The sequence below is a fragment of the Pseudomonas sp. MYb13 genome, assembly GCF_002980075.1.
GTDB lineage: Bacteria > Pseudomonadota > Gammaproteobacteria > Pseudomonadales > Pseudomonadaceae > Aquipseudomonas > Aquipseudomonas lurida.
In genome coordinates this window covers 533,825-547,060 of sequence record NZ_PCQI01000002.1, presented here as the reverse complement: position 1 = coordinate 547,060, position 13,236 = coordinate 533,825, and the positions used below count along the sequence as shown (strand labels likewise).

The 13,236-nt window shown below is 59.4% G+C and carries 13 protein-coding genes; 10 read left to right on the top strand and 3 right to left on the bottom strand.

The genetic code is table 11. The annotated features are described in order from the left end of the window. Positions 1–14 precede the first annotated feature (14 nt). Positions 15–1,739: an ABC transporter ATP-binding protein/permease gene (locus tag CQ002_RS06050; protein ID WP_105161652.1), complete on the top strand. Its 1,725-nt coding sequence runs from the start codon at positions 15–17 to the stop codon at positions 1,737–1,739. 134 nt (positions 1,740–1,873) lie between these two features. On the opposite strand, the gene CQ002_RS06045 is transcribed toward CQ002_RS06050, so the two are convergent. Then, positions 1,874–2,311 (bottom strand): YhcB family protein, encoded by a 438-nt coding sequence (locus tag CQ002_RS06045; protein WP_003171734.1) that lies wholly within the window; start codon positions 2,309–2,311, stop codon positions 1,874–1,876. Positions 2,312–2,458: 147 nt separating this feature from the next. Here CQ002_RS06045 and CQ002_RS06040 point away from each other — a divergent pair, with 147 nt between their 5' ends. From CQ002_RS06040 to zapE, 3 genes are all read left to right on the top strand, one after another. After that, on the top strand, positions 2,459–3,088 hold the full coding sequence (locus tag CQ002_RS06040; RefSeq protein ID WP_105161653.1) for an alpha/beta hydrolase: 630 nt from the start codon (positions 2,459–2,461) through the stop codon (positions 3,086–3,088). A 24-nt stretch (positions 3,089–3,112) separates the two neighbouring features. Further along, the gene (locus CQ002_RS06035) at positions 3,113–4,468 is read left to right on the top strand and encodes a tryptophan--tRNA ligase (protein WP_034102152.1); all 1,356 of its coding nucleotides are present in this window, start codon (positions 3,113–3,115) and stop codon (positions 4,466–4,468) included. A gap of 79 nt (positions 4,469–4,547) precedes the next feature. Next, entirely contained in the window at positions 4,548–5,642 is a 1,095-nt protein-coding gene (gene zapE / locus CQ002_RS06030; protein ID WP_034102154.1) for a cell division protein ZapE, read from the top strand. 190 nt (positions 5,643–5,832) lie between these two features. On the opposite strand, the gene CQ002_RS06025 is transcribed toward zapE, so the two are convergent. Next, positions 5,833–6,753 (bottom strand): GlxA family transcriptional regulator, encoded by a 921-nt coding sequence (locus CQ002_RS06025; RefSeq protein ID WP_174555873.1) that lies wholly within the window; start codon positions 6,751–6,753, stop codon positions 5,833–5,835. Between the two features lie 220 nt (positions 6,754–6,973). On the opposite strand from CQ002_RS06025, the gene CQ002_RS06020 reads away from it, so the two are divergent. Next, positions 6,974–8,110 carry an acyl-CoA dehydrogenase family protein gene (locus CQ002_RS06020; RefSeq protein ID WP_034102157.1) on the top strand — a complete coding sequence of 379 codons (1,137 nt, stop codon included), beginning with the start codon at positions 6,974–6,976 and terminating at the stop codon, positions 8,108–8,110. A gap of 112 nt (positions 8,111–8,222) precedes the next feature. On the opposite strand, the gene CQ002_RS06015 is transcribed toward CQ002_RS06020, so the two are convergent. Continuing rightward, entirely contained in the window at positions 8,223–9,263 is a 1,041-nt protein-coding gene (locus tag CQ002_RS06015) for an NADP(H)-dependent aldo-keto reductase (protein ID WP_034102159.1), read from the bottom strand. A gap of 248 nt (positions 9,264–9,511) precedes the next feature. On the opposite strand from CQ002_RS06015, the gene rplM reads away from it, so the two are divergent. The 5 genes from rplM to CQ002_RS05990 all read left to right on the top strand — a co-directional run bounded on the left by rplM (position 9,512) and on the right by CQ002_RS05990 (position 13,197). Continuing rightward, positions 9,512–9,940, top strand: coding sequence for a 50S ribosomal protein L13 (gene rplM, locus CQ002_RS06010; RefSeq protein ID WP_003188508.1), 429 nt, complete (start codon positions 9,512–9,514; stop codon positions 9,938–9,940). A 14-nt stretch (positions 9,941–9,954) separates the two neighbouring features. Beyond that, positions 9,955–10,347 carry a 30S ribosomal protein S9 gene (rpsI, locus tag CQ002_RS06005; protein WP_002555064.1) on the top strand — a complete coding sequence of 131 codons (393 nt, stop codon included), beginning with the start codon at positions 9,955–9,957 and terminating at the stop codon, positions 10,345–10,347. Between the two features lie 266 nt (positions 10,348–10,613). Next, positions 10,614–11,207 carry a ubiquinol-cytochrome c reductase iron-sulfur subunit gene (petA, locus tag CQ002_RS06000; RefSeq protein ID WP_034102161.1) on the top strand — a complete coding sequence of 198 codons (594 nt, stop codon included), beginning with the start codon at positions 10,614–10,616 and terminating at the stop codon, positions 11,205–11,207. Continuing rightward, entirely contained in the window at positions 11,207–12,418 is a 1,212-nt protein-coding gene (locus tag CQ002_RS05995) for a cytochrome bc complex cytochrome b subunit (protein WP_034102162.1), read from the top strand. Before petA ends, CQ002_RS05995 begins: the two co-directional genes overlap by 1 nt. Further along, a complete protein-coding gene (locus CQ002_RS05990) occupies positions 12,418–13,197 on the top strand; it encodes a cytochrome c1 (RefSeq protein ID WP_034102164.1) in 780 nt (259 codons plus the stop codon). The genes CQ002_RS05995 and CQ002_RS05990 overlap by 1 nt, the downstream gene beginning before the upstream one ends. The last annotated feature ends 39 nt before the right edge of the window (positions 13,198–13,236 follow it).

The window sequence follows — 13,236 nt, the reverse complement described above, 5'->3', positions numbered from 1 at the left end:
ACCGAGCCTGAACGATGAATCAGAACGCTGAGTACTCCGCGGTCAACGACGCGGTGCGTGGGCAATTCTTTCGCCGCACCTGGGCGATGATCACGCCCTATTGGCGCAGTGAAGAGAAGGGCAAGGCCTGGTTGTTGCTGGCGGTGGTGATCGGCCTGTCGCTGTTCAGCGTGGCGATTTCCGTGTGGCTCAACCACTGGTACAAGGACTTCTACAACGCCCTGGAGAACAAGGACACCGCCGCCTTCTGGCAACAGATCGGCTATTTCTGCGGCATCGCCACGGTGGCCATTCTCGGCGCGGTATACCGCCTCTACTTGACCCAGATGCTGACGATCCGCTGGCGGGCGTGGCTCACTGAAAAGCATTTTGCGCGCTGGCTTGGCCACAAGAACTACTACCAGCTGGAGCAGGGCGGCTACACCGATAACCCGGACCAGCGGATTTCCGAAGACCTCAACAGCTTTACCTCGAACACCTTGAGCCTCGGCCTGGGCCTGCTGCGCAACGTGGTCAGCCTGGTGTCGTTCTCGATCATCCTGTGGGGCGTGTCGGGCAGCATCGAGGTCTTCGGTATCACGGTCCCTGGCTACATGTTCTGGTGTGCATTGGTGTACGCCGTCGTCGGCAGTTGGTTGACCCACCTGATCGGTCGCCGTTTGATCGGTTTGAGCAACCAGCAACAACGTTTCGAAGCGGACCTGCGTTTTTCCATGGTGCGGGTGCGGGAGAATGCCGAGAGCATCGCCCTGTACAACGGCGAGCCCAACGAGAATCAACGCTTGAGCGCGCGCTTTGGGAAGGTCTGGCATAACTACTGGGACATCATGAAGGTGTCCAAGCGCCTGACGTTCTTCACCGCCGGCTACGAACAGATCGCTATGGTGTTTGCGTTTATCGTGGCCGCTCCGCGCTACTTCGCGGGCAAGATCGAGCTGGGCGAACTGATGCAAATCAACTCGGCGTTCGGCAACGTGCAAGGTAACTTCAGCTGGTTTATCAGCGCGTACGCCGACCTGGCGACCTGGCGTGCGACCAGCGACCGTCTATTGAGCTTCCAGCAGGCCATGCGCGACAACGAGCAGCGTCCCGCGGCCATCGATGTGAGCGCCGAGGGCGAACGCCTTGTGGTGCAAGGGCTGGGCATGGACCTGGGCGATGGTCGCCACCTGCTGGCCGACGCCGACATGGTCGTTGAGCCGGGTCAGCGCGTGATGCTCAGCGGCCGTTCCGGCAGCGGCAAAAGTACCTTGTTGCGCGCGATGGGTCATCTCTGGCCTGCCGGTCACGGCAGCATTCGCCTGCCGGCCAAGCGTTATCTGTTCCTGCCGCAGAAGCCCTACTTGCCGATTGGCACGTTGAAGGCGGTGTTGAGTTATCCACAGGACGACAGCGTGTATTCGGCAGAGCGTTATGCACAGGTCCTTGATACTTGCCGCCTGCCGCACCTGGTTGGACAGCTGGATGAGGCCAATCACTGGCAGCGCATGCTCTCACCCGGTGAACAGCAACGCTTGGCGTTCGCCCGTGCGTTGCTGTTCGCACCGCAATGGCTGTACATGGACGAAGCGACCTCGGCCATGGATGAAGAGGATGAGGCGACGTTGTATCAGGCGTTGATCGATGAGTTGCCGGGGCTGAGTATCGTCAGTGTCGGCCACCGCAGCAGCCTCAAGCGTTTCCATGGGCGGCATGTGCGTATCGAGGGGGGGCGGTTGCAAGAACAACAACCTGCTTGAAGCGATACTCGGTCACTGTGGGCGCTGGCTTGCCTGCTCCAACAGGTGATCAGCGTTGCCTGATGGATTGAGCACCCAACAAAAAGCCCGGCTGATCATCGATCAGCCGGGCTTTTTGATTGCTTGAAGAGGACTTACTTCTTCAAACCGTAATGCTCATCCAGCATGCCTGGGGCGTTCGGCGTTTTTGGCGCGTAGTCCCGTGGTGGTTCCTGGTTTTCCCGGGGCGGGGTCAGGCGTTCCCGTGGGGTTTGCGGTGCATCGGAATGCAGCGCGGCCAGCAGGCGCTGACGGGTGATGTCGTCGAGGGCCAGGCGATTGGCGCCATCGGCGAGGTGATCCTGTACTTCCTGGTAGCTCTGGGTGAGCTTCTTGACCAGGGTCGCGGTGCTGTTGAAGTGGGTAACAACCTCGTTCTGATAACTGTCAAAACGTTCCTGAATGTCATCCAGCTGACGCTGCGTGCGGTTAGGCGCGGCATTCGGCAGCAAGCGAGCAACCAGGAAACCAATGGCGACACCGGCAACCAGGGCAAGAGTCGGCAACAACCAAACTAAGAGCGAGTGTTCCACGAGTCCTTCCTCTATAAACGGCTTTGCTTTACGTTAACGGCTCGGACCTGCGCTGTATACCGCGATTAAGCTCGCAATGATGCCATGCACAGACTTTTAGCTAGACGAGTCGACCCTTTGAGAGGTCACGGAGTTCATTCCTTGCTCATGCGTGAAACCCCCGTTTTGATCGATGGCCCGGTAGGCCAATTGGAAGCCCTGTACCTGGATCACCCCGAGCCACGTGGCCTAGCGCTGATCTGCCACCCCAACCCGGTGCAGGGTGGGACCATGCTCAATAAAGTTGTGTCGACCCTGCAACGCACCGCCCGTGATGCCGGTTTGATTACTTTACGTTTCAATTACCGCGGCGTCGGTGCCAGCGCCGGCACCCATGACATGGCCACCGGTGAAGTGGACGATGCCGAAGCGGCCGCCACCTGGCTGCGGGAAAAACACCCCGGGCTGCCGATCACCTTGCTCGGCTTTTCCTTCGGCGGCTACGTGGCCGCCAGCCTCGGCGGCCGCCTGGAAGCCAAGGGGGAAAAACTCTCGCATCTGTTCATGGTCGCCGCTGCGGTGATGCGCCTGCGCGATACCGACGCGTTGCCACACGGCTGCCCGCTGACCCTGATCCAGCCGGAAACCGACGAAGTGGTCGACCCGCAAGTGGTCTATGACTGGTCCGCCGCCCTGAAACGCCCCCATGAGCTGCTGAAAGTGGCAGAATGCGGACACTTTTTTCACGGCAAGCTGACCGATCTCAAGGATCTGGTACTGCCGCGCCTCTCGAATTGATAGCAGTCTGATAAGCGATTACCCATGACGACTCGTACCCGTATCCTCACCGGCATCACCACCACCGGCACGCCGCACCTGGGCAACTACGCCGGTGCGATCCGCCCGGCGATCATCGCCAGCCAGGACGCCAATGCCGATTCCTTCTACTTCCTGGCCGACTACCACGCCCTGATCAAATGCGATGACCCGCAGCGCATCCAGCGCTCGCGCATGGAAATCGCCGCGACCTGGCTGGCCGGTGGCCTGGATGTGAACCGGGTGACGTTCTATCGCCAGTCGGACATCCCGGAAATTCCCGAGCTGACCTGGCTGCTGACCTGCGTTGCCGCCAAGGGCCTGCTCAACCGCGCCCATGCCTACAAGGCGTCGGTGGACAAGAACGTGGAAGCCGGCGAAGACCCGGATGCGGGCATCAGCATGGGCCTGTACAGCTACCCGGTGCTGATGGCGGCGGACATCCTGATGTTCAACGCGCACAAGGTGCCGGTGGGCCGCGACCAGATCCAGCACGTGGAAATGGCCCGCGACATCGGCCAGCGCTTCAACCATCTGTTCGGCAACGGTAAAGAATTCTTCACCATGCCCGAGGCGTTGATCGAAGAAAGCGTCGCCACCTTGCCGGGCCTGGATGGCCGCAAGATGTCGAAGAGCTACGACAACACCATCCCGCTGTTCACCAGCGCCAAGGACATGAAGGACGCGATCTCGCGGATCGTCACCGACTCCCGCGCGCCCGGCGAGGCCAAGGACCCGGACAATTCGCACCTGTTCACCCTGTACCAGGCGTTTGCCACCAAGGACCAGGAAGCAGAATTCCGTGCCGAGCTGCTGCAAGGGCTGGGCTGGGGCGAGGCGAAGAACCGTCTGTTCCAACTGCTGGATGGCCAACTGGGCGAAGCCCGTGAGCGCTACCACCAATTGATGTCGCGCCCTTCCGACATGGAAGACCTGCTGCTGATCGGTGCCAAGAAGGCCCGTGCCGTGGCGGCACCGTTCCTGGCTGAACTGCGTGAGGCCGTTGGCCTGCGCTCGTTCGTCAACCAGGCTGCAGCGCCGGTGGCGACCAAGAAGAAAGCCGCGAAAGCCGCGCGCTTCGTCAGTTTCCGCGAAGACGACGGCAGCTTCCGCTTCCGCCTGCTGGCGGCCGATGGCGAGCAACTGCTGTTGTCGCGCAACTTTGCCGATGGCAAGGCGGCGGGCGCGGTGACCAAGCAACTGCAAAGCGGCGACGCGCTGGACCTGCGCACCGAGGCCCTGGGCTTCAGCGTTTGGCTGGACGGCGCCGCTGTCGCTGACAGTGCCGAGTTCGCCGACGAAGCGTCCCGTGATGCTGCCATCGCCGCTCTGCGCGTCGCGTTGACCCCCATCGAGGATTAACCCGACCAAGGGTTGATTGCCATTATCCAGGGCCGTCGTTACAGTGACGGCCCGTTTTTGTTGCCTTGCTAACGAAATTATGACGCCCCTAGAACGATATCAAGCTGATCTGAAACGCCCTGAATTCTTCCATGACGCGGCCCAGGAAAATGCGGTGCGTCATTTGCAGCGCCTGTACGACGACCTGATCGCGGCCTCGCAGAACAAGCCAGGGATGTTCAGCAAGCTGTTTGGCAAAAAGGACCACACGCCGGTCAAAGGCCTGTACTTCTGGGGCGGCGTAGGCCGTGGCAAGACCTACCTGGTCGACACGTTCTTCGAGGCGCTGCCGTTCAAGGAGAAGGTACGGACGCACTTCCACCGCTTCATGAAGCGCGTGCACGAAGAGATGAAGACCCTGCCGGGCGAGAAAAACCCGCTGACCATCATTGCCAAGCGCTTCTCCGAAGAAGCGCGGGTGATCTGCTTCGATGAGTTCTTCGTCTCCGACATCACCGATGCCATGATCCTCGGCACCCTGATGGAAGAGCTGTTCAAGAACGGCGTGACCCTGGTTGCCACCTCGAACATCGTGCCCGACGGCTTGTACAAGGACGGCCTGCAGCGCGCGCGCTTCCTGCCGGCCATCGCGCTGATCAAGCAGAACACCGAGATCGTCAACGTCGACAGCGGCGTCGACTACCGCCTGCGTCACCTGGAGCAAGCGGAGCTGTTCCACTTCCCGCTGAACGAAGCGGCCCACGAGAGCCTGAAAAAGAGCTTCCGCGCGCTCACGCCGGAATGCACCCAGGCAGTTGAAAACGACAAGCTGATGATCGAGAACCGCGAAATCATCGCGCTGCGTACCTGCGATGACGTGGCCTGGTTCGAGTTCCGCCAGCTGTGCGATGGCCCGCGTAGCCAGAACGACTACATCGAACTGGGCAAGATCTTCCACGCGGTGATCCTGAGCGGCGTGGAGCAGATGAGCGTCACCACCGACGACATCGCGCGACGTTTCATCAACATGGTCGACGAGTTCTACGACCGTAACGTCAAGCTGATCATCTCGGCGGAAGTCGAGCTCAAGGACCTGTATACCGGCGGTCGCCTGAACTTCGAATTCCAGCGCACCCTGAGCCGCTTGCTGGAAATGCAGTCCCACGAGTTCCTGTCGCGCGGGCACAAGCCTTGAAGTGATGTGCTTGAAATGAAAAGGCCCGCAGTGATGCGGGCCTTTTTTTATCGATGGATTCCACAGCACTGAAGATCAATGTGGGAGCCGGGCTTGTCCGCGATGGCGGTGGGTCAACAGCCGATGTATTCGCTGATACACCGCTATCGCAGGCAAGCCAGCGCCAACAGTGGGCCGTGTTCAACCGGGGTCATGCGGCCTGCTGGAACTGCTGGCGATACTGGTTCGGCGACAACTCGGTGTGCTGCCTGAACAGTCGCGCAAAGAAACTCGCATCGTCGTAACCCACCTCGTAACTGATGGTCTTGATGCTCTTGCGGCTGCCCGAGAGCAGGCCCTTGGCGGTCTCGATACGCAGCCGCTGCAGGTAATGCAGCGGCTTGTCACCGGTGGCGGTCTGGAAGCGGCGCATGAAGTTGCGAATGCTCATGCCGTGTTCCCGGGCGACGTCTTCGAAGCGGAATTTGTCGGCGAAGTGTTCTTCGAGCCAGTGCTGGATCTGCAGGATGATCACGTCCTGATGCAGTTTTTGCCCGCCAAACCCAATGCGGCCCGGCGAATAGCTGCGCTGCACTTCGTAGAGGATGTCGCGGGCCACGGCCTGGGCGATGTTGGCGCCGCAGAAGCGCTCGATCAGGTAGATGTACAGGTCGCACGCCGAGGTGGTGCCGCCCGCGCAATACAGGTTGTCGGCGTCGGTGAGGTGCTTGTCCTGGTTGAGCTGAACCTTGGGGAAGCGTTCGCTGAACGCGTTGAAGAAGCGCCAATAGGTGGTCGCCTCCTTGCCATCGAGCAGGCCGGCTTCGGCCAGCCAGAACACCCCGGTGGCTTCACCGCACAGCACCGCACCGCGTGCGTGTTGTTCGCGCAACCATGGCAGCACCTGCGGGTAGCGCGTGCACAGGGCGTCGAAGTCATCCCAGAAGGCCGGCAGCACGATGATGTCGGCGTCTTCCAGGCCGCCGTCCACTGGCATGATCACGTCACTGAAGCTGCGTACCGATTGCCCGTCGGGGCTGACCAGGCGCGTTTCAAACGCGGGGGTCAGGCCCAGGCCTTGCTGTTTGCCGTAACGCAGGCTGGCGAGGTGGAAGAAATCCTTGGCTTGCATGAGGGTTGAAGCAAATACCCGATCAATGGCCAAAATGCTGACGCGCCGCAACGGCGTGGAGATTTGGTTAGACATAATTTCATTTATTCTTATAGGGGAAAGTGGTCACCAGACGGCTGGATCGTCTTATTTTTTGTCGCATGTGTCCAGTGTCCCGTGATGCCTTCGCGGCATAGTCTCTGTGGGTTCGTCTTTGTCCGACAATCCACGCAGGTGACCCATGATTCCCAGAACCTTGTTCAGCCCGGAACACGAACTCTTCCGTGAGAGCGTGCGCACCTTCCTCGAAAAACATGCGGCGCCGTTCCATGGGCAATGGGAGAAACAGGGCTACATCGACCGCAGTGTGTGGAGCAAGGCAGGGGAGGCGGGCATGCTGTGCTCCCACCTGCCGGAGGAATATGGCGGGCTGGGCGCGGACTTTCTATACAGCGCGGTAGTGATCGAAGAGATCGGCCGGATGGGTTTGACCGGCATCGGGTTTTCCCTGCACTCGGACATTGTTGCGCCGTACATCCTGCATTACGGCAGTGAGGCGCTGAAGCACAAATACCTGCCCAAATTGATCTCCGGCGAAATGGTCACGGCCATTGCCATGACCGAGCCGGGTGCCGGTTCCGACCTGCAAGGCGTCAAGACCACCGCCGTGCTGGACGGCGATGACTACGTGATCAACGGCTCCAAGACCTTTATCACCAATGGCTACCTTGCCGAACTGGTGATCGTCGTCGCCAAGACCGATCCCAAGGCCGGCGCCAAAGGCACCAGCCTGTTCCTGGTGGAAGCCGATACGCCGGGCTTCGACAAGGGCAAGCGCCTGGAGAAGGTGGGCATGAAGGCTCAGGACACCTCTGAGCTGTTCTTCCAGGATGTGCGGGTGCCCAAGGAAAACCTGCTGGGCCAGGCAGGCATGGGCTTCGCCTACTTGATGCAGGAGTTGCCTCAGGAGCGCCTGACGGTAGCGATCGGCGCGCTGTCGTCAGCCGAGGCGGCGTTGCAATGGACCCTGGAATACACCCGCGAGCGCAAGGCGTTCGGCAAGGCGATTGCCGACTTCCAGAACACGCGCTTCAAACTGGCTGAGATGGCCACCGAGATTCAGATCGGTCGTGTGTTCGTCGACAAGTGCCTGGCGTTGCACCTGGAGGGCAAGCTGGATGTGCCCACGGCGGCGATGGCCAAGTACTGGGCCACGGACCTGCAATGCAAGGTGCTCGATGAGTGCGTGCAGTTGCACGGTGGCTACGGCTTCATGTGGGAGTACCCGATCGCACGGGCGTGGGCGGATGCGCGGGTGCAGCGGATCTATGCGGGGACCAACGAGATCATGAAGGAGATCATTGCGCGGGCGCTTTGACCTTTGGTGTTGCTGAAGGCCTCTTCGCGGGCAAGCCCGCTCCCACACTTTGATGTGTGAATACATTCAAATGTGGAAGCGGGCTTGCCCGCGAAGGCGGCTTAAGGATCAATCAAGGCGCTGGGTTCGGATGATCCTTCTGAATTGCCTCAATCCCTTCCAATACGTCCTTCGACAGTGTCAGGTCGGCGCTGGCAATGTTGCTGTCCAGTTGCTCCAGGCTGGTGGCGCCAATGATGTTGCTGGTCACGAACGGTTGTTGCGTCACAAACGCCAGCGCCATCTGCGCCGGGTCCAGGCCATGCTGCCGTGCCAATGCGACGTAACGGCTGCACGCCGCTTCCGACTGCGGGTTGAAATAGCGGCTGAAGCGACTGTATTCCGTCAGGCGGGCCTTGGCCGGGCGCGCACCGTTTTCATACTTGCCGCTGAGCATGCCGAACGCCAGGGGCGAATAGGCCAGCAGGCCGCACTGTTCGCGAATCGCGACTTCCGCCAGGCCCACTTCAAAGCTGCGGTTGAGCAGGTTGTAGGGGTTCTGGATCGACACCGCACGGGTCCAGCCACGGGCTTCGGCCAGGGCCAGGAATTTCATGGTGCCCCACGGGGTTTCGTTGGACAGGCCGATGTGGCGGATCTTGCCGGCCTTGACCTGCTCGTCCAGCGCTTCGAGGGTTTCTTCCAGTGGCGTGAGGTCGTCTTCGTCCTTGTGCTTGTAGCTCAGTTGGCCGAAGAAGTTGGTGCTGCGTTCCGGCCAGTGCAACTGGTAGAGGTCGATCCAGTCGGTCTGCAGGCGCTTGAGGCTGGCGTCCAGGGCGTCGACGATGTGTTTGCGGTTGTGGCGCAGGTGGCCATCGCGGATGTAATCGATGGTGTTGCCGGGACCGGCGATCTTGCTGGCGAGGATCCAGTCGGCGCGGTCGCCACGGCTCTTGAAGTAATTACCGATGTAGCGCTCGGTGGTGGCATAGGTGTCGGCCTTGGGCGGCACCGGGTACATTTCGGCCGTGTCGAGGAAGTTGATCCCTGCGGCCTTGGCCCGCTCGATCTGTGCGAAGGCCTCTGCCTCGCTGTTCTGCTCGCCCCAGGTCATGGTGCCCAGGGCTATCGCGCTCACGTTCAGATCCGTACGGCCCAGCTGTCGATAATCCATCGGGTACTCCTTCGGGGAAAACAATCATAAAAGCAGGTTGAATTTTTTTTCGCAATCTGCATAATTGCCCACCTCTTTCTGCAGTGGAAGTGATGCGCCGCCTGCCGAAGAATCTTGCCGTTGAACGGACGCGCCGACCCGAGCCCCCGATAGCGTCTGTATCCGGCTGCCTTTGACTTGTCAAAGTACGCACTATTCAGTAAGATCCGCCGTCTAATTTACAGGGCGGCCCCTGAGGCTATTAAAGAATGACAACTTTTACTGCAAAACCGGAAACAGTTCAGCGCGACTGGTTTGTCGTCGACGCCGCTGGTCAGACCCTGGGTCGTCTGGCCACTGAAGTCGCCAGCCGTCTGCGTGGCAAGCACAAGCCTGAGTACACCCCTCACGTTGACACCGGTGACTACATCGTGATCATCAACGCTGAGCAGGTTCGTGTAACCGGCAACAAAGCAAGCGACAAAATGTACTACCGTCACTCCGGTTTCCCAGGCGGTATCAAGTCTTCCAACTTCGAAGGCCTGATTGCCAAGAAGCCTGAAGCCCCGATCGAAATCGCGGTCAAAGGCATGCTGCCTAAGGGCCCACTGGGTCGCGATATGTTTCGCAAGCTGAAAGTCTATGCGGGCGCTGTACACCCTCATGCTGCTCAGCAGCCCCAAGAACTGAAGTTTTAACGGAATAGTTCATTATGTCGGCGACTCAAAATTACGGCACTGGCCGTCGCAAAACCGCAACCGCACGCGTTTTCCTGCGTCCGGGCACTGGCAACATCTCGATCAACAACCGCTCCCTGGACAACTTCTTCGGCCGCGAAACTGCCCGCATGGTAGTTCGTCAGCCGCTGGAACTGACCGAGACTGTTGAAAAGTTCGACATCTACGTCACCGTTATCGGTGGCGGTGTAAGTGGTCAAGCTGGCGCAATCCGCCACGGTATCACTCGCGCTCTGATGCAGTACGACGAAACCCTGCGTGGCGCTCTGCGCAAAGCTGGCTTCGTGACTCGCGATGCCCGTGAAGTTGAACGTAAGAAAGTCGGTCTGCGTAAAGCGCGTAAGCGTCCGCAGTACTCGAAGCGTTAATTCGCTTTACGTTCCACAAAAACGCCCAGCCTCCTCACGGAGCTGGGCGTTTTTTATTGCCTGCGATTTATGCATAAAAATCGCCGTGACAACTTGCCACATCCGTAGACCCCCTATACTACAAGGCCTGGAGGCGGAGCCCCGGGCAATTCCCTTGTCATACGTGGGGCTTTTCATTACCATTCGGCAAAATTTTTATAAGTTCAGATTTAATACTTAGTAGACGCCTGATTTAACAGGCCAAAAAGCTGATGGGAGAGGACTGAATGAGCAATGACGGCGTGAATGCAGGCCGGCGTCGCTTCTTGGTAGCAGCCACATCCGTGGTGGGTGCTGCAGGAGCGGTGGGGGCTGCGGTCCCGTTCGTGGGGTCATGGTTTCCCAGTGCCAAGGCGAAAGCCGCAGGTGCACCGGTGAAGGTGAATATCAGCAAGATCGAGCCAGGACAGCAGATGATTGCTGAGTGGCGCGGCCAGCCGGTGTTCATTGTTCGTCGTACCGAGGAAATCCTGGGGAATCTGAAGAAGATCGAAGGCCAGTTATCTGACCCAAAATCCGAGAATTCCGACCAACCCGCCTACGCCAAGAACGAAGTGCGTTCGATCAAGCCAGAGATCCTGCTGCTGGTCGGTCTCTGTACCCACCTCGGATGCTCGCCAACCTTCCGCCCGGAAGTAGCCCCAGTCGACCTGGGCAAGGACTGGGTCGGTGGTTATTTCTGCCCCTGCCACGGCTCCCATTACGACCTCGCTGGCCGCGTCTACAAGTCCCAGCCTGCTCCCTTGAACCTGCCCGTGCCTCCGCATACCTACGAAACTGACGACCTCATTGTCATTGGCCTCGATAAGGAGAACGCGTGATGAGCAAGTTCATGGATTGGGTGGATGCGCGCTTCCCCGCCACTAAAATGTGGGAAGACCATCTCAGCAAATATTACGCGCCAAAAAACTTCAACTTCTTCTACTTCTTCGGTTCCCTGGCACTGCTGGTGCTGGTCAACCAGATCGTCACCGGCGTCTGGCTGACGATGAGCTACACCCCGTCGGCGGAAGAGGCATTCGCCTCCGTCGAGTACATCATGCGCGACGTCGAGTACGGCTCGATCCTGCGCCTGTTGCACTCTACCGGCGCTTCGGCGTTCTTCATCGTCGTCTACCTGCACATGTTCCGTGGCCTGCTCTACGGTTCGTACCAGAAGCCCCGTGAGCTGGTGTGGGTCTTCGGCATGCTCATCTACCTGGCGCTGATGGCCGAAGCCTTCATGGGCTACCTGCTGCCGTGGGGCCAGATGTCGTACTGGGGTGCCCAGGTGATCATCTCGCTGTTCGGTGCGATCCCAGTGATTGGCAACGACCTGACCCAGTGGATCCGTGGTGACTACCTGATCTCGGGCATCACCCTGAACCGCTTCTTCGCCTTGCACGTGGTGGCCTTGCCGATTGTGATCCTGGGCCTGGTGGTGTTGCACATCCTGGCGCTGCACGAAGTCGGTTCCAACAACCCGGATGGCGTGGACATCAAGAAGCACAAGGACGAAAACGGCATCCCGCTGGATGGTATTCCGTTCCACCCTTACTACACCGTGAAGGACATTGTCGGCGTAGTGGTGTTCCTGTTCGTGTTCTGCTCGATCGTGTTCTTTTTCCCGGAGATGGGCGGTTATTTCCTGGAGAAGCCTAACTTTGAACAGGCCAACGCCTTCAAGACGCCTGAGCACATTGCACCGGTCTGGTACTTCACGCCGTTCTACGCGATCTTGCGCGCGATCCCCGACAAACTCATGGGCGTGATCGCCATGGGCGCGGCCATCGCGGTGCTGTTCGTGCTGCCTTGGCTCGACCGCAGTCCGGTCAGGTCCATGCGCTACAAGGGTTGGCTGAGCAAGATCTGGCTATGGGTGTTCTGCATTGCGTTCGTGATCCTGGGTGTACTGGGCGTGTTGGCGCCGACCCCTGAGCGTACGTTGCTGTCGCAGGTCTGCACCTTCCTGTACTTCGCCTACTTCATTCTGATGCCGTTCTACACCCGGCTCGAGAAGACCAAACCGGTTCCGGAAAGGGTGACTGGCTGATGAAAAAGTTATTCGTTGCTTTGATGCTTGCGGCCCTGCCGCTCCTGTCCTTCGCTGCCGAACACGGCGGCCCGGAGCTGGAAAAAGTCGATATCGACGTGTCTGACAAGGCGGCCATGCAAGACGGCGCGCGTACGTTCGCCAACTACTGCATGGGCTGCCACAGCGCCAAGTTCCAGCGTTACGAGCGCGTGGCCGATGACCTCGGTATCCCCCATGAAATGATGCTCGAGAAGCTGGTGTTCACCGGTGCCAAGATCGGCGATCACATGACCATCGGCATGAAGCCTGCAGACGCCAAGACCTGGTTCGGCGCAGCACCGCCTGACCTGACCCTGGTGGCGCGTGTGCGCGGTACCGACTGGCTCTACGGCTACCTGAAGTCCTTCTACGAAGACCCGGCGCGCCCTTACGGCGTGAACAACCGCGTGTTCCCGAACGTCGGCATGCCTAACGTTCTGGTCGGCCTGCAAGGCAAGCAAGTGGTAGGATGCAAGCAGATTCAGGTCGTTGAAGACGGCAAGAAGCAATACGATCCGTTGACCGGCACACCTTTGACTCATGAAGCGTGCGATCAACTGAAGATAGAAACCCCAGGTTCGTTGACAGACGAACAGTTCGACGAGAAGGTCAAGAACCTGGTGACCTTCCTGGCCTACTCGGCCAACCCGGTCAAACTGCAGCATCAGCGCATCGGTACGTATGTGTTGCTGTACCTGGCCTTCTTCTTCGTATTCGCCTATCTGCTCAAACGCGAATACTGGAAGGATGTGCATTGATCCAACCGTAAGCAATTGCTGTTAATCTTGCGCGCCCAG